The organism is Symmachiella dynata, assembly GCF_007747995.1.
GTDB classification, from domain to species: Bacteria; Planctomycetota; Planctomycetia; order Planctomycetales; family Planctomycetaceae; genus Symmachiella; species Symmachiella dynata.
Genome location: NZ_CP036276.1, coordinates 2,621,236 through 2,638,321, shown reverse-complemented (window position 1 = coordinate 2,638,321; position 17,086 = coordinate 2,621,236). Strand labels below are relative to the sequence as shown.

Sequence of the window (17,086 nt, the reverse complement as noted above, 5' to 3'; positions counted from 1 at the left end):
AAGAATTAGCCAGCGAGGTCACAGAGAAAAAAAGTGTCGTCAGCGCTGACGTTTCCCTCGGCGCTTCTAGGCTGTGTTTTTTCCCGTCGGGGTGTCGTCTGCCTTCAGAGCTTCCTTGCTTCTAAAAGAAAACCTGTGCTCGTAGCCAGAAGAGTTGATTGGTTTTTGAGCGCTCGTCTTTTTCTTCGTTGAGCACCACCGGGGAGCCGTACATCGAGATTTGCCAATCGAAGTAGAACTTCACGTACCGGTTGGGGTACCAGTTCCAGCCCAGGTCGACCATTGAGATTTGTCGCGTCCAATCGTCTCCGTCGGCGAGTTGCTCTTCGAAGATTTGCTCGCCCAATTGCAGATAGCTGTAACGGACATAGGGTTCAATCGCTCCCGGTCCAGTTTGCCCGGACCCCGGATTGAACGGACGGTCGGGGATGACGATTTTGCGACCGGTGACTTCCTCGCCGGTGATGAAATAACTCAGGGCAATGTTATATCCAACAACAGGCACTTTCGTGGCAACATCCTCTTTTTTATATCCGAATCGCCCGACTTGAAATTCGGATTCGAAGGAAAGTTGCTCGTAGTACCAAGCCAAATGCAGCGCTGCCTGTTCGCGTTTTCCTAAGACTTCGACATCCTCTTCATATTCTAGAAACACGGACGAAGCGGCTTGGGCGGCATCGTCGTTCTCCGAGGACTGCAGCGACGTTCGTAGCGGCAACGGTTCGCCGGCGAAGGCCTGATCCCCATAGGCTGCGGACCCACCGAGGTTCAGGTTTTCCCACATCGTTGAACCGGTGTTGCGCAGCGGTCGGAAATTCAAATAGCCGACCAAGTCGCGGGTGGTGTTCGTATCAGCCAGTCCGGACAATTGGCCGGAAAAACCACCCAGTGCGTATTGCATTTCTCCTTCGTTAAGCCGCCCCCAGAACATCACGCCTGCTTCGCGCGACAAACCAAAGTTCAACGGATACAGGCCCCGCTCGGGTGCGATAAAAAACTGCTCCAGATGGTCGTACCAGTCGTAACTATACGGCACGATGAACCGGCCGACCTTGATTTGAAATTCTTCAGACGGCTGGAAATTGATATTCGCGTCTAAGATGTCAAACGCCCCTTCGACGCTGCGTTGCAGGGACAACTCGTAGCCATAGCTGCTTGTGACATGTCCTTCGAAGTAGGCGCGGAAGCGGGGGATATAGACGCCGGGTCGCGCGGGCATTTGATCGCGCGGCGAAAAGTATTTGAAGTCGGTCTGCTCTAAAATACGGATCGCCAACTCAAATTCGTCGTCGTCTGTTTTGAGAACGACGCCATCTCCAAATTCGGCCACCAATGTACGGTGGTGTTCATTGAACTCTCCATTCCCCTGGCCTTCTGCCGACCACGACTCTTCGCTGCTTTCATAGGCCACTGGGAGAACTGTGCCCGGGTTAGTTGTAACCAGTCCATCGGGCTCGGCCGCGTCGCATAGTAAAGCGCACGAACACGCGAATGCCGTGATCGCACTCGCATAGGAGCGTGCACGCATGGCCAGAAATTCCGAAGAGAGAGAGGCGTGGAACTATAGAAGAGAGAGGCGGGACTTTATGACGAACTCAATTGACGGTCAAGATGGGAATCTGCCACTCGGAAAGCGAGACGGACTTGTGATTTCACCACCTCGGCAAGATTTTCCATTAGGATCCAAAGTAATTCTGTCTTAGAATGGGTCACGCGACTTGGTGACGATCCCTTTCTCATCCCAGAACGACCACCGTGCCGGAGCCCTCATGCAACAGGACGAAGAACATCTCAACCTGCTGGCCATCTTTTTCTATATCGTCGCAGCGATGTCGGGACTTTTTGCCTGTATGCCGCTCATCCACTTGGTGATCGGGATCATGCTGATCGTAAATCCCGAAGGCTTTCCCGAACCTCAAGGCGAAGAAACGCCGGCATTTCTAGGGTATTTATTCGCAGGCATCGGTGGATTATTTTTCACGTTGGGCTGGGCGGCGACGATTTGCATATTTGTTACGGGCCGATTCATTTCCAAACGAACGCACTGGATGTTCTGCGTGGTGGTCTCAGGAGTCGCCTGTATGTTCATGCCCTTTGGCACAGTCCTGGGCGTCTTCGCGCTGATCGTACTCAACCGCCCCTCAGTCCGGGAATTGTTTGAGAATGGCGGAAAACTGCCAGCGGAGCATGGCGAATTTTCCACCTAACAGCGGACGTAGAAATTACGTTTTGCAACTGCCAATCAGCGTCCCGGAAGGGCGAAGCTCCTGCTGAGCCGCGCTGCCAAGCGGTGCGTAGATAGCAAGAATCGAGTTACCTGATCACGTGTTCTGGTCGCGCGCGGCTCAGCATCAGCCGCTGCCCTCCCATTTTGAAAACACGCACTCAGTGCGGACGTTCCCCGGCTATCCCGTCCGCACGCGAGTGCATTGCACCTTACTGAACCAAACTACTCTTTGGGCGGTTGCGATTGTTGCGGCAATGACTTGGGTACCACGTTTGATGTCGCATCGAGGGCCGGTGAGAAATATCCGCCGCCGAAACCGCCACCACCACCACCGCCAAACCCGGTCTGCTGCGTATCGACTCCGATTGGATCACCGGTGCGAACTCGATTGATGACTTCAGCGATTTTTTTATGGTTCTCCCGCGTCTGACGGATCACTAACACGGCCCGTGAAATCACCGCGGTTCGCGCTGCATCGGCAGCCGGTCCAGCAACAGCAAGCGACAATTTGCCTTCCGTCCCCTGGATGTCGGGCACGGATTCGACCAATGAAATCTCACCAGGCGCGTCGGGGTGGTCTTCGTTTTCCCAGGAGTCGGGTTCGACCAAATAATGGAGATGGAGAGAGAGGCTACGTGCCACATTGGCGTGCAACCGGTAGTAGACCGTGACGACTTCCTGCGGATCAACCGCTTCGACCGCACGCGGTTTCGAGGATCGTAAAGCTGTCCGGTATGTTTCTAGTAATCGAAGCGCATCCTGATGCAACTGGTCCTGGGCGTAGATCACCATGGTTCCCGGCTGTGGAAAGCTCAACTGTCCCGGTCCACCGACTTCGGCCCACGCATCGGGCTGTGCTTGCGATGTAATCGCATCGGCCAAGGAATCGGACTCGCTGCCGTCACGGCATAAATCTCGCACGTCATAAATGGCCGTCTTGGAGATGCTTTCCGCTTTTTCGGTACTAGTGATCCACAGCACGCCGTCTTCAAGCACCCAGGTCAATTTCAAATCCAACAACATGGCCCGCAAGACTGTTGCCAAATCGCGATCGGTCAGCGACAGCGTCACTGGCTCCCGGTCGCGAATGCGTTTTTCGCGCAATTCCGCTTTATCGAGCCGCAAATCGACCTTTGCGTCAGCTGCTAATTTTTCTACGGCGACCACCAGCGGTGTGTCTTCGAAATTGACGCTGACATTCTCCGTTAGTTTTTGCTGCAGTTCCAGATTAGCGGGAGGATCGTAGGTGAAGGTTTGTCGGCCGTGCTTGCGGAGACCGGCAAGTAGCCCTTGGACTTGACGTTGAATATCGTTCGTTTGACGTACGAAAACCACATCGCCCAAAGTTCGATAGACTCCTGGGCCGCCAACTTCCTCCCAACTCTCGGGTTTCACCGAAGTCGTTATGGTTTCGTTTATGCTGTCCTCATCATAACCGGCATCCAACAAATCGCCGATATTGTACGACTGCAATTGCAACTGTTCCTCAGCAATTTCCGCAGTTGTAATGTGCAGAATCTCATTTTCGAAATACCAGTCCAGCCCCAGTGACCTTAAGCGATTGAGCAGCAAGTAAATCGGGGCATCATTCAAGTGGTCGGACAGCGGTTCGCTGAGTGAAATCCCTTTTTCCGCGAGTGCGTTTTTCTCCAACAATACCACTAGCCCTTGTTCGTCTCGCAGCCAATCCAGGACCTCGCGCAATGACGAATCAGAAAAATCGACCGTGGCCCGCGCCGCTAATTTTTTGGGCATCAGTGTCGCGGGATCGACGGTTTTTGGTTCGTCGGAAATCTCGGGGATTTTCTTTTCCGTCGCTGCAGCAGCCGGTTTGTCCTCGGCGGCTTGAACCCAATGAGCAGACAGGCCCAAGAGGAGGCAGATGCCACAGCAACGTAACAGGGATCGAATGGACATAGCGCGTTCCTGAGTGAAATGATAGTTGAGATAGCCCGCAGCGCAGGGGGGCCGAATCGTTTCGACCTTGCCAGCATTCGACAACGGACTGGACGTCCGGCCGGTTGCCAATTCGATTCTACCGCTGTTGAGCAGGCGAATGCAAAGAATTCTTGCCAGCGGTCGCCATTAGCTGCCGCGCGCTAGCATTGCTGCGACGCGAACCGCCTGTTGCATGCCGTCCATGCGGGCTGTCCCTTGCCAGGCAATATCGAATGCGGTGCCGTGGCTGGGACTCGTGCGGATGATCGGTAGACCCAGCGTGACATTGACCGCACTTTCAAAGCCGAGCAGTTTGAGCGCGATGTGCCCTTGATCGTGATACATGGCGATCACACCGTCGAATTCTCCGCGACAGGCGCGCTGCATCAACGTATCGGCTGGCAGCGGACCGGTGACGTTCAGCCCGTCTGCAACAGCCGCCACGACAGCTGGGGCGATGATGCCGGCTTCTTCATTCCCGAACAGTCCTTCCTCCCCGGCATGAGGATTGAGGGCACAGACGGCCAAGCGGGGGGGATCGCAGCCCATCGTCTGCATGAACTGCTGCATTAGACCGATTTTTTCGCGGATCGCTGTCGTGGTCAATAAGTCGGGCACACTGCGGATCGACGTATGCAGCGTGACATGCACGACCCCCAAACCGTGAGGCGATAACACATTTTCGCCCGGCGGCATGTAGAGCATCATGCCAAAATCGCTCACACCGCACTCTTGAGCAAGAATCTCCGTGTGTCCGGGATAATTGAGCCCAGCGGCGCGAAGGGCTGCCTTGTTCAGTGGTGCGGTGACGATCGCATCGATCTGGTGATCCAAGGCCGCATGGGTTGCCGCGACCAAGTAGTCATACGCTGCGCGGCCAGCGCGGGCATCGACGGTGGCCGGCGCGACATCAACTACGTCGTCGCTGCCGGGATTGTAGCAGGTAATCGTATCGTCGGAGGTCTCGGCATCACCGACGTGATCGATGGGTTGGACCGAACGCCGCAATTGCAACAACTGCACTGCGCGTTCGAGCACGTCAGGATGACCGAACACGATTGGGTTGACGGCTGCAAGGATTTGGGGGTCGACACAGGCACGTGCGCAGACCTCCGGTCCAATGCCGGCAACGTCCCCCATGGTGAGCGCCACGCGCGGCCGATCCGCCGTCATTCGTCCGCCTCAACGCGTTCGTATTCCTGGGAGACCGGCCGAAAGCCATACGCAGCCATCACGGCGATCAAGCCACGATCACTATTCGAAGCCGCGACTTCGCTGATGCAATGTGTGGCGTTGTAGATGGCTTCGAGCGCCTTTTCGAGTTCTTCGATCGCCAATTCGTTATCCCCATCTTTTTTAGCCTGCGCGGCGGCGCGAAGTGCGGTGATGGCGGCAAAGTAGGTGACGGCGAACTCGTGGCGTTTGGCGTGATACAAAATGTAATTTCGACCTGCTTTGCCTGCGCGGGTTTGGCTGCGATACATTTCGACCATCGCCTCGTTATATGCCGCGTTCGCTTCCTCCCACCAAGCGGGAACCGGGCCGGACGCGTAATGCTTCATGACCATGCCGGGCACGGGAAAAGCAAAACCAAGATCATGCTCATCGATGATCGCCGTCGCCTTTTCGATGGCATCAAAGGCCAACGTCATCCGTTGCGCAACCCCGGGGCCACAAATCCCGTCAATCAATTCGACGTTGGCTTGCTGGGGAGTCACGCTGGAATCAAACGCGGCCAGCGCCAGGTAGTTGAGCGTGGGGTCCAAGTCGCCCACCATCCAATACCGCGTGGAAAAACCGGCCCAGCCGAGTTTTTGCGTTTCATTGAGCAGAGCATGAATGTCGGAGGTCGCCAATTGCGGCAAAACGCCGACGTTGTCATCAGCCAACGTGAGAATGATCATGCTCCGCTTCGCCGCCGATTCGGGAAGCCCAGCCAACAACTCTTTGTTCTGCACCACACGGCGAGCGGTGTAATCCACGAAATGCAGTAGCTCGATGTATTCCGGCACCAACTTGTCGGCGATGGGAAACAGCGCCGGATCGAGCGCCGTGAGCACGCCGCCGATTTGCCGTCCATCAGGCGCTTTCAGCATGGTGCCGTCGGGATCGAGGTTGTGTAGAAAGTCGAGCGTCGTGATATTGCCCTGCACTGCTGATTCGCCACGGTCGCCATTCGCCACCGTCTGACGTTCACGGGCCGCTTGAACCACAGCGTCGTAGTCAATCACGCTTTCCAGGCCCAATTTTTCATCCAACCGTTGCCACGACGTTTTCGCCGGCGCGTTCCAATTCGGAAACTCGGGCATGGTGAAATACATGTGATCGATCGTGGGATACGTCTCGACATAGGCGCGAATCTTGGTGCGGACCAATTCGCGGAACAGCGGATCATCGGGCGTTTGTTTCGGGCCCGGACCGATCACCAGATTCCCTATACCGTGCGGCTTGGGCGCATCGGGTAGGACAGCGGCAAATTCTTTGGGGAATTCCAGCGGCGAAATGCTCAGCCCGACCGTCATGCCCAAACGATGCGCTTCATCAATGATTCCCGTCAGCAGCTTTTTGCCGGCGGCGGTTTTTTCGTCATAGGTTTTCGCAGCAGCGAAATCGGGATTGGTAAAAACCGGCGCCCGGTCCAGAGCTGTCCGTCCCGGTGTATCGCTATCGATCGGAAACGTCTCATCGAAAAACAGCGTCGCCGTCTGTTTGCGCGTGCCACGGAATTCGTAATCAACAAACGGTTGCCAAGGCCAGAGGCTGATCATGATGCGGTTGTATTTCAGCTTGGCCAGTTGTTGGAGCATCGTTTTTTGCTCCGCCAAGCCCCACGATTCGGGACCGACGGGAAAGTCATTGACCGTCCGCCAAATCCGCTGCTGTTGTTGCGGCTCCAATGTTTTGTCGATGCCGGTGAAATCAAGTTTTGGTTTGACCGCCGGAATTTTGTCGCCGTGCGCCGTATATCGCATGCCGAAATGCCGCCCCAGTTCATAGACGGCCCACAACGTCGCCACCGGGCTGCCGCCGCCGACCACCAGTGCCTCCTGCCCTTTCAGTTTCCGGCTGCGGAGCAAATGCCCTTGATCGCTGAGTTCGGGCCAATCGGCGCCCATGGCATCCGCCACAGCGGAATTCGTTTTCGGGCTGCCGATCAACACGACAGGATTGTCACCCGTGGGACTCTCAACAATTGCGGCCTCAACATCAAACAGCGAACGGACCTGCGCCACCCATTCCGTCGCAGCCAATCGTTCCAACGGCGGAGCATCCGCCCCCACAACCACCTCCACCGCCGGCCCCGCCACAGCCAACGAAGAGCCCCCGCACAACAACAAACACGCAGCCACGATCCCCGAAACCCAACAACTTCGCATAACCACCTCCCCCGATATTATTCTAGCCACCGGCCACTCTTTTCTGCCTACTGCCTACTGCCTACTGCCTACTGCCTACTGCCTACTGCCTACCGCCTACTCACCATTCCCCACAACAACAATCCCATTCCGCGTCCGAAAAAACAGCTTGCCATCCGCGATCGAAGGCGTTGCCAAAATGCTGTCGCCCATGTCGTTTTTCTTCGCCAGAAACTTAAGCTTGGGACCAGCTGCCAAGACGGCAACTAAGCCGTTTTCGCCAGTTAGATAAATCTTGCCATCGCCGTAGACGGGTGACGCATAGTACTCGCCGAAGTTGTGAACGCGTTTGAGTTTCCAGACCGTGGATCCATCATCGGCATTGAAGCAACTCGACAGGCCGCCTTTTTTAACAACATACACACGTCCATCGACAGCCAACGGCGAGGACAAATTCGAGGGAGACCGGTTGTCGAGATTCCACTGCAGGTGGGTTTCGGTCACGTCTCCCGTACCGCCGCCGCGAACCGATTGAATCGTCCGACCACCGCCGACCATATTGTCGGGCGATTGAAACGCCGCATCGATTTCCGTATCGACCAAAAACTGGTCTTTGTTCTTATCACCTTTATCAAATTTTTTCCAAAACGGTTTCGGCACTTCCTCGCGGCTGAGCTTGCCGTCCTGGTCGGTATCTTTCCATTGCAACAGCGCCGGTTTGAGATGACGATCGGTGTCGCCGTAACTTTGGATCGAGATAAAAATACTGTCATCCACCACAACCGGAGAGGTCATGACGGTCCGCAGCATCGTATTGCAATTCCAAAGTTCCTTGCCGTCACTCGGCCGGTAACCTTTGAGTTTCCCCGATCCGGCCAGCACAATATCGGTCCGCCCATCAGCCGTGCACAACACCGGAGCGGCATAGCCGCCCAGCATTTCGGGCCGTTCCTTACGCCAACGCACGCTGCCGGTTTTAGCTTCATAGGCGGCGATGAAGGGATTGAGATCGTCGTCCTGGGCAAAGATGACCAGATCGTCGACCAAAACGGGAGAAGCAGCTGCCCCCCAGCCCAGCAGGAAGTTAGGCGGCTCAATCGCGTCCTCCCAAACGTCTTTGCCGGTTTGGCAGTCGAGTGCTTTGAGTCCCAGCGTAGAGAAATAGACGTACACACGTTCGCCATCAGTGGCGGGTGTCGAGGAGGCATGGCTGTTTGGGCGGGTGATGCGTGGCAAATCACCGGTGGGGAATTCCCGCTGCCAATGCGGCTTGCCGGTCGCCGCATCAAAACAATACACCACAAAGGTGCCTTCGGTTTCGGTGTCGCCCAACAGGCCGGTGCAATAACAACGGCCATCAGCGATCACAGCCGAAGCGACGCCGTCACCTAATTCATGCGTCCAGAGAACGTTCTCCGTGGCGGAAAAATGCGTCGGCAGTGGTAAATCGGATTGCGAGACGCCGCTACAATTTGGCCCCCGAAACTGACGCCAATCATCGGCTTCGCCTGCGGTGGCCAGTGAGGTCACACCGATTCCGAGATACAACACCGCTGTGCCCAACAGTGTCATGAGGTGGTCTGGTCGTGGCATTCCGATCTCCTGAGTCAGTCCGGTCCTAAAATTTGCCGGAGTTTGCGGACGTTGGTATGAGAATTGATGATACCGGTGGCAAACGGTCGAAGCAATCAAATGCCGGTAAAGTACGGCGTAAGCTGCTAAGTTCTAAGAACTTTTGACGTCATTGCTGCTATCGCACGAAGACGGGGATTGATTTCGACGAGCGTGGCTGCGAAAATCAAATCCAGACGATGTAAGCACAACGAATCAGGGTCGGAATACCGCAAAACCTATGGCTGAAGAATTCATCTTGATCCCCGGACGCACCAGCAAACAAGGGACAACGCTCAACGAGGGCAAATATACCGACGGCTATTTAGAAGAAATCAGTACGCTGCAGATTTGTGATCAGGACATGCAGCGTTTAGGACTCAGCGACGGCGATCAGGTCCGTATGTGGAACGACGTCGGCGAAGTCACCGTCCCCTGCAAAACCAGCAAAGGGGACGAACTGCCGCCGGGACTGCTGTTCATCAGCTACGGCATGTGGTCCAGCGCACTGATGGGAGGCGACACCCAAGGCAGCGGCATGCCGGACAGTAAAGGACTGGATGTCTTTTTAGAACCGGCTTGAGATAGTTAACATCAGGGGAAGAAAACGAAATTCACCACGGAGGGAAAAAGAGGCTTTAGGCTATAGTCCGTAGACCTTAGGAAAATAAGTGATCGAACATCCCTATTGCCTACAGTCTAAAGCCTACAGCCTTTTTCCTTCGTGTCCTCCGTGCCTCCGTGGTGAAATAACACAAAAACACGTAAAATATCGATTCACCGCCGTAAGGCCGCGCCCTCAGGAGGGCGGATGTTCGTTTGCCGGGGTTTCTGCATAGCTCCGGCCCTGTTGAAGGGGGAACCGATCCCCATGAGTATTGCCGAATTACCGGTCGACAAGACCGATGAGTTGAAGATTGTTAAGGATGCCACTTGTACGTTTTGCGGCTGTGTCTGCGACGACATGGAATTGACGGTTCAAGGCAACAAGATCACCAAGGCCAAAAATGCCTGCGTGCTCGGCAAGTCTTGGTTTTTCAACCACCACATCGAAGACCGCCCCGAAGCGACGATCGCAGGCCAACCGGTCCCCTTCGAAGAAGCCGTTGAAAAAGCCGCCGACATTTTGTTGGCCGCCACCTATCCGATCACCTACGGCCTGTCGGATACGACCAGCGAAGCGCAGCGCGTGGCTATCGCCATCACCGACTGGATCGGCGGCACGATTGACACGACAACATCGGTCTGCCACGGGCCATCGGGAATGGCCTTTCAGGGAGTCGGCGAAGTCACCTGCTCGCTGGGCGAGATCAAAAACCGCGCCGATTTTGTATTGTTCTGGGGCTGCAATCCGGCCGAGGGGCACCCGCGACACTTCACGCGTTATAGCTTGATGCCCAAGGGACAATTCCTTCCCAACGGCCGCAAAGACCGCACAGCTGTGTTGATTGATGTCCGCAAGACAAAAACCGCTAGAGCAATGGATTACTATCTGCAGCTCAAGCCGCGGAGCGATTTTGAACTGGCCTGGGCACTGCGGGGAATCGCCGCCGGCGTGGAAGTCGATCCGGACATCGAACAGATCACCGGCATTCCGTTGGACATGCTGGAGGATCTGGTCTCCAAAATGAAAGAGGCGAAATTCGGTGTTATTATGTTTGGCATGGGGCTGACCATGACACGCGGCAAACACATCAACACCGAAGCGGTCCTGGCCCTGGCCCGCGATATGAACAAGTACACCCGATTCGCCGCCAAGCCGTTGCGCGGACATGGCAATGTGACCGGAGCAGACAACATCGTCGCCTGGTCGACCGGCTATCCCTTCGGCGTGAATCTCAACCGCGGTTACCCACGCTTTAACCCGGGTGAGTTTACAACGTCCGACACACTCGCTCGCGGCGAAGCCGATGCGGCGTTGATTATCGCTTCGGACCCGATGTCGAATTTCAGCAATCCGGCACGGGAACACCTCTCGAAAATCCCCACCGTGGTCTTAGACCCGAAGCTGAGCGAGACGGCGAAAATCGCCACGGTGGCATTCACTTCGGCGACGTACGGTATCAACACGCCCGGCACGGTCTACCGCATGGACGATGTCCCGATCCCCCTGCGACCAGCATTCGAATCTCCCTATCGCAGCGACCAGACGATTCTAACGGCGATCGAGACGCGGATTCGCGAAAAGCAATTGGCGGCCCTCTAAGCCCCGCCTGTGGAGGTCATCCCATGAGCAAACCACAATTGTTCATCACCGATGCGGACGCAGGTCTGGAACTCTCCGCCGAGGAATACGCCGAAGCGGATTTTCAACCTCCGTGCAAATACGAACGCGCTCAACGGAGAATCACCGTGCTGCCACCGCCCGGTCATTATCATTTTTTGATCGTCGAACGAATCCATGAATTACTGGTGACATATAAGTTTGCTCACAAGCACGTCATACAACACGTCATTCAAGAGTCATGGATCGCTATTAACAAGAAAACGGATCGACGCCCGGATCTCGCGGTGTATCTCCACAACCAAGACGCACAACAACAGATCCCGCAACGCATCCCCGAGATTGTTTTCGAAATCGTCAGTCCTGGCAGCGACGCACACGATCGTGATTACGTGGAAAAACGAAACGACTATGAGCAGGCCGGCGTGCAGGAATACGTCATTGTCGACCGCTTCGAACATCGCGTGACGGTCTTGCGGCGCGACGATGAAACGTTTGTCGAATCGACGCTGCAGGATGGCGACGATTACACGAGCCCCCTATTGCCTGGATTACAGATACCCCTAAAAGGGATTATTTAAAAACTGCGATGAGAGTTCCGATCAATGGGACCCGAATTATGAGCAAACCACAATTATTGATCACCGGTGACGACGAGGGCCTGAAACTCTCCGCCGAGGAATACGCCGAAGCGGATTTTCAACCTCCGTGCAAATACGAACGCGCTCAACGGAGAATCATCGTGCTGCCGCCGCCCGGACATTATCATCACGTGATTACCAACCATTTTCGCAAGTATCTCGGGGCTTATGAACTCACTCGGCCGGATGTGGTCGAGTTCGTCTTTCAAGAATCTTGGTTACGCGTCGGCGACGATACGGATCGTCATCCTGACATTACCGTCTATCTACTAGCGAATTCGCCGGGCGAAGAGATTCCTGCTCGCGTTCCGGACATCATTTTTGAAGTTGTTAGTCCCGGTCGCCCGGCGCATGATCGCGACTACATCGCCAAACGCAATGACTACGAAACAGCCGGCGTGCAGGAATACGTCATCGTCGACCGTTTCGAACATCGTGTGACGGTCTTGCGGCGCGACGGTGAAAAGTTTGTCGAATCGACGCTGCGAGAGACCGATGACTATACAAGCCTCTTACTACCTGGACTGCAGATTCCCCTACAAGGGATTGTTTGAAACGGCGATAAGTGTTCCGATTGATGGGACCCGAAATATGAGCAAACCGCAATTATTAATCACCGGTGACGACGAGGGCCTGGAACTCTCCGCCGACGAATACGCCGAAGCGGATTTTCAACCTCCGTGCAAATACGAACGCGCTCAACGGAGAATCATCGTGCTGCCGCCGCCCGGACATGACCATCATGTGATCGCGGGAATTCTTCGTGATCATCTTGGCGCCTACCGTCTCGCTCACCCGAATGTTGTCGAACACGTATTCCAAGAATCGTGGCTGCGTGTCGATGAAGATACCGATCGTCATCCAGATATCACCGTCTATCTGCAAGCGGATTCGCCGGGCGAAGAGATTCCTGCTCGTGTCCCGGACATCATTTTTGAAGTGGTTAGCCCCGGTCGCCCGGCGCATGATCGCGATTACATCGCCAAACGCAACGACTACGAAACGGCCGGCGTGCAGGAATATGTTATCGTCGACCGCTTCGAACATCGTGTGACGGTCTTGCGGCGCGACGATGAAACGTTTGTCGAATCGACGCTGCAAGATAGCGATGAGTATACCAGTCCGTTGTTGCCCGAACTGCGAATTCCACTTAAAGGGATTCTCTAACACACTGTTGCGCTGCTGCCCTGCCCTACCCATTCGTTTGACACAGCTCCTTTAACACCAGATGTCCCTCTATGTCACTTTTCAAAATCAGCGGCGGCACGGTTTACGATCCTTTAAACAACATCGACGGCGAAGTCCGTGATTTATGGATTGATGACGGTCGATTTATCGAGCCGCCCACCGACTCCAGTATCATCCCCGACCGCACACTCGATGCCTCGGGACTGGTCGTGATGCCCGGTGGGGTCGACATGCATTGCCACATCGCTGGGCCGAAGGTGAATGTGGCTCGTAAAATGCGGCCTGAGGAAAAACGGCTTGCCGACAAGGTGACGCGCACGCCGCTCACGCGTTCCGGCACAATGGGCAGCGTCCCCAGCACATTTGCCACGGGATACAAATACGCCGGTCTGGGCTACACGACCGCCTTCGACGCCGCCATTCCTCCGCTCGGAGCTCGGCACGCGCACGAGGAATTCCACGACACGCCGATTCTGGACAAGGGATTCTACATCCTCGTTGGCAACAACCATTACGTCATGCGGCAGATTCAGGAGAAGGAACCGGAGCGGCTGAAAAACTATCTCGCTTGGCTGCTCAATGCGACCAAAGGTTACTCCTGCAAGCTGGTCAATCCAGGCGGAGTTGAGGTTTGGAAATCGACCGGCGGCAATGCCACCGGGTTGGACGATCCGATCGATTATTTTGATGTCACGCCGCGACAAATCATTACCGGCGTGGCCCACGCAGCCGGTGAATTAGGACTGCCGCACCCGGTGCATATCCATTGCAACAATCTTGGTATGCCCGGCAATTGGTTGACGACGCTAGAAACGATGAAAGCGCTCGAAGGCCGCAAAGCGCATATCACCCACATCCAGTTTCACAGTTACGGCGGCAATCCGGACGAGCAAAGCACGTTCTGTTCGCAAGTCCCCCAATTGGCCGATTATGTGAACAGCCACGAAAACCTCACCGTGGACGTCGGCCAAGTCATGTTTGCCGAAACAACCTCCATGACGGGCGACGGTCCGTTGGGTTACTTCCTGCACAAGGTGACCGGTCGCAAATGGTTTTCCGGCGATACCGAAATGGAAGCCGGTTGTGGAATTGTGCCGATCGTCTACAAAGACAAATCGATGGTGCACGCGCTGCAATGGGCTATTGGCTTGGAATGGTATCTGCTGGTCAATGACCCCTGGCGGGTGGCGATGAGCACCGACCATCCCAACGGCGCTTCATTCATGGCGTATCCCGAAATCATCGCCCTGCTGATGGATCGCGAACGTCGTCGCGCGGTGTTGGACCGTGTCCCGTCCGGTGTGAAGGAGCGATGTTCGCTGGCTGATTTGGATCGGGAATACACGCTCAACGAAATCGCCATCGTCACGCGAGCGGCACCGGCCAAGATGTTGGGGCTGACACAAAAAGGCCATCTGGGACCAGGCGCCGATGCCGACATCACGATTTACACGCCCGACAACGACATTCAATTGATGTTCGAATTGCCCCGCTTCGTCATTCGTCGTGGCCGGGTGATTGTTGAACAGGGAGAAATCCGCGAAAACGTCAACGGCGAAACCCTGCACGTGGCACCGTCATTCGACCCGGATGCCGTGGACGACATTCAAAACTGGTTCGAACAACATTACACAATCCAATTCGCAAATTACCCGGTCCAAGAGGACACTGTCGAACATTTACGGGCTATCCCGACAGAGTAAACGTCACTTTTACGGGAAAAATTCACGAAATCGGCATTGATACTTTGCAACGCAAAGAGGAAAATGTACTCTTGAGACGTACGGCACCTTGATCGGGAGGGTGAAGCTCCTGGTGAGTCGTGTGGCGTCGCAAAACCTACCTGCCTGAATCGTGTTCAGCGGAAACTTCGCCGTTCCGCAGCGCAACTAACCAAAGCGAATCCCTGTGACTGTTGCATCCCCTCATCCCACCACGACGGATTCCCCTCCGGTTCCCGCTGAACTGCTGCCCAAGCATATTGCCGTCATTATGGATGGCAACGGACGTTGGGCGCAAGGGAAAGGGTTGCCTCGTATCGAAGGGCATCGCCGCGGCGTGACCAGTGTCCGCAAAATCGTCGAGGAATGTACCCGATTGGGAATCGGGCAGTTGACGCTGTATTGCCTGAGTAGCGAAAACTGGAAACGGCCCAAACACGAATTGAGCATGCTGATGACGCTGCTGGAACAATTTGTGATCGAAGAGCGGGCCGAAATCATGCGGCAGAACATTCGCTTCAGCACCATCGGCCGCCGCGACGGGCTGACCGACAGTGTGCTGGCGGAGATTCAAAAAACAATCGACCTCAGCAGCAGCAACGACGGCATGAAACTTTGCCTGGCGCTGAATTACGGCAGCCGAGGCGAAATTGTCGATGCTGTCAAACAGATCGCCGCCGACGCGCAAGCGGGAAAAATTGCGGTCGAAGACATCTCTGAAGCGACCATCGACGAACATCTCTACACGGCTGGTAGCGACGATCCCGACTTGGTGATTCGTACCGCTGGGGAAATGCGGGTCAGCAATTTTCTGCTCTGGCAAATCAGCTATGCTGAATTTTGGGTCACACAAAAGTGTTGGCCCGACTTCCGCGAACCGGATCTGCATACGGCGATCCGCGATTTCGCCAGCCGCGACCGCCGCTACGGCGGGTTGAACGAGCCGACCACATCACCATAACGGCGCGATCCCCCGGCAAAGCCGGGGGCTGATGGAAAAACGCTCTTGTTGATTCCACCTCTCAGCCCCCAGCTCCGCTGGGGGGTTGTTTTTTCACCGCACACGCAAAGAATTTCATCCATGCTTGGTTGGCGATTGTTCCTCTCGGCGATCATGATCCCCGCCTTTATTGGTGGGTTTTACTTCGATGCCCAATTCGGCCCGACCGCGCCGTTTTTGTGTGTATTGGCTATTGCCTTGGCGGCGCGATCATCGTGGGAAATGGTCGACCTGTTGAAGACTCGCAGCTTTCGGCCTGATGCACGGATCGTGATCGCTTGTGCGGTGATCGTCGTTGCCGCGAACTGGATTCAGCGTTGGTCCGGGAGTGAATCGTCCGCACCAACCGGCGTGGGGGCATTGGGGCCGTGTCTATTAGCATTCACCATCGCGCTATTAGCGCTCTTCTTGCATGCCGCCCTGCGGTATCGCGAACCGGGCAACAGCATGGAGTCACTCGGTGCCGAAGTCCTGACGGTCGCCTATGTCGGCATCTTGTTGAGCGTGACCGCACAATTGCGGTGGGTGGCTGGAGCCGAGGCCGGTTATTTGGCGTTGGGTTCTTTGATCATCGCCACCAAATCAGGTGACATTGGGGCTTATACCCTGGGACGGTTGTTCGGCAAGCGTAAGATGATTCCTCGCCTCAGTCCCGGCAAGACGTGGGCTGGTGCCTATGGCGCGGTTCTCGGCGCGGGAGCTGCCTCCTGGGCTTGGTTTACCTTTGCAACGCCGCTGCTGATCCCCGGCACCAAGCCGTGCGCCCCTCAATGGGCGATTTTGTTTGGGGTGGTTCTGGGGGTGGTGGGATTGATTGGGGACCTGTGCGAATCGCTGATCAAGCGGGATGTCGGCCGCAAAGATTCCGCCGTGTTACTCCCCGGATTCGGGGGCGTGTTGGACATTCTGGACAGCATTCTCTACGCCGGTCCGGTGGCATATATCCTTTGGCTGTTATTGCCTTTAGGGCCATAAGGAACCTGTGCGATGTGCCGCTTGTCCTGCTGATATGGGAAGCGGAACACCAGGACAAAATGGCCTCCCTGAGAAACCGTAATCCACGACCCTCACTTGAGTTGCCCTGCTTCTTGGCTATTATGATAATTATCTTGCACATGCGATCTTGATTGGCTTGGCCATGCTGAATGGGTCGCGCGCGGCTCAGCGGGAGCTTCGCCCT

General features: G+C 55.6%; 14 protein-coding genes. 9 read left to right on the top strand and 5 right to left on the bottom strand.

The genetic code is table 11. The annotated features are described in order from the left end of the window. Nucleotides 1–121 precede the first annotated feature (121 nt). The gene (locus Mal52_RS10125) at nucleotides 122–1,411 is read right to left on the bottom strand and encodes an OprO/OprP family phosphate-selective porin (RefSeq protein ID WP_197534799.1); all 1,290 of its coding nucleotides are present in this window, start codon (nucleotides 1,409–1,411) and stop codon (nucleotides 122–124) included. Nucleotides 1,412–1,769: 358 nt separating this feature from the next. On the opposite strand from Mal52_RS10125, the gene Mal52_RS10120 reads away from it, so the two are divergent. After that, nucleotides 1,770–2,207 (top strand): hypothetical protein, encoded by a 438-nt coding sequence (locus Mal52_RS10120; protein ID WP_145375872.1) that lies wholly within the window; start codon nucleotides 1,770–1,772, stop codon nucleotides 2,205–2,207. A 242-nt stretch (nucleotides 2,208–2,449) separates the two neighbouring features. On the opposite strand, the gene Mal52_RS10115 is transcribed toward Mal52_RS10120, so the two are convergent. The 4 genes from Mal52_RS10115 to Mal52_RS10100 form a co-directional block, all read right to left on the bottom strand. Further along, complete coding sequence (locus Mal52_RS10115; RefSeq protein ID WP_145375870.1) at nucleotides 2,450–4,144, bottom strand: hypothetical protein; 1,695 nt, start codon at nucleotides 4,142–4,144, stop codon at nucleotides 2,450–2,452. A 168-nt stretch (nucleotides 4,145–4,312) separates the two neighbouring features. Then, nucleotides 4,313–5,338 carry a 4-hydroxythreonine-4-phosphate dehydrogenase PdxA gene (gene pdxA, locus Mal52_RS10110; protein WP_145375868.1) on the bottom strand — a complete coding sequence of 342 codons (1,026 nt, stop codon included), beginning with the start codon at nucleotides 5,336–5,338 and terminating at the stop codon, nucleotides 4,313–4,315. Then, nucleotides 5,335–7,542: a beta-N-acetylhexosaminidase family protein gene (locus Mal52_RS10105; protein WP_145375866.1), complete on the bottom strand. Its 2,208-nt coding sequence runs from the start codon at nucleotides 7,540–7,542 to the stop codon at nucleotides 5,335–5,337. Before Mal52_RS10105 ends, pdxA begins: the two co-directional genes overlap by 4 nt. Nucleotides 7,543–7,638: 96 nt before the next feature. After that, on the bottom strand, nucleotides 7,639–9,114 hold the full coding sequence (locus Mal52_RS10100; protein ID WP_145375863.1) for an outer membrane protein assembly factor BamB family protein: 1,476 nt from the start codon (nucleotides 9,112–9,114) through the stop codon (nucleotides 7,639–7,641). Nucleotides 9,115–9,373: 259 nt separating this feature from the next. On the opposite strand from Mal52_RS10100, the gene Mal52_RS10095 reads away from it, so the two are divergent. The 8 genes from Mal52_RS10095 (at nucleotide 9,374) to Mal52_RS10060 (ending at nucleotide 16,881) form a co-directional block, all read left to right on the top strand. Beyond that, nucleotides 9,374–9,715: a molybdopterin dinucleotide binding domain-containing protein gene (locus tag Mal52_RS10095; protein ID WP_145375862.1), complete on the top strand. Its 342-nt coding sequence runs from the start codon at nucleotides 9,374–9,376 to the stop codon at nucleotides 9,713–9,715. 288 nt (nucleotides 9,716–10,003) lie between these two features. Next, nucleotides 10,004–11,338 carry a formylmethanofuran dehydrogenase subunit B gene (locus Mal52_RS10090; protein WP_197534798.1) on the top strand — a complete coding sequence of 445 codons (1,335 nt, stop codon included), beginning with the start codon at nucleotides 10,004–10,006 and terminating at the stop codon, nucleotides 11,336–11,338. Nucleotides 11,339–11,361: 23 nt separating this feature from the next. Then, nucleotides 11,362–11,937, top strand: coding sequence for a Uma2 family endonuclease (locus Mal52_RS10085; RefSeq protein WP_145375858.1), 576 nt, complete (start codon nucleotides 11,362–11,364; stop codon nucleotides 11,935–11,937). A gap of 38 nt (nucleotides 11,938–11,975) precedes the next feature. Beyond that, entirely contained in the window at nucleotides 11,976–12,551 is a 576-nt protein-coding gene (locus Mal52_RS10080) for a Uma2 family endonuclease (protein WP_197534797.1), read from the top strand. 37 nt (nucleotides 12,552–12,588) lie between these two features. Then, nucleotides 12,589–13,164, top strand: a complete 576-nt coding sequence (locus tag Mal52_RS10075; protein ID WP_197534796.1) for a Uma2 family endonuclease — start codon at nucleotides 12,589–12,591, stop codon at nucleotides 13,162–13,164. A 71-nt stretch (nucleotides 13,165–13,235) separates the two neighbouring features. Beyond that, the gene (locus Mal52_RS10070) at nucleotides 13,236–14,888 is read left to right on the top strand and encodes a formylmethanofuran dehydrogenase subunit A (RefSeq protein WP_145375853.1); all 1,653 of its coding nucleotides are present in this window, start codon (nucleotides 13,236–13,238) and stop codon (nucleotides 14,886–14,888) included. A 205-nt stretch (nucleotides 14,889–15,093) separates the two neighbouring features. Next, on the top strand, nucleotides 15,094–15,867 hold the full coding sequence (locus Mal52_RS10065) for an isoprenyl transferase (RefSeq protein ID WP_231962588.1): 774 nt from the start codon (nucleotides 15,094–15,096) through the stop codon (nucleotides 15,865–15,867). A gap of 120 nt (nucleotides 15,868–15,987) precedes the next feature. Continuing rightward, nucleotides 15,988–16,881 (top strand): phosphatidate cytidylyltransferase, encoded by an 894-nt coding sequence (locus tag Mal52_RS10060; RefSeq protein WP_145375851.1) that lies wholly within the window; start codon nucleotides 15,988–15,990, stop codon nucleotides 16,879–16,881. The last annotated feature ends 205 nt before the right edge of the window (nucleotides 16,882–17,086 follow it).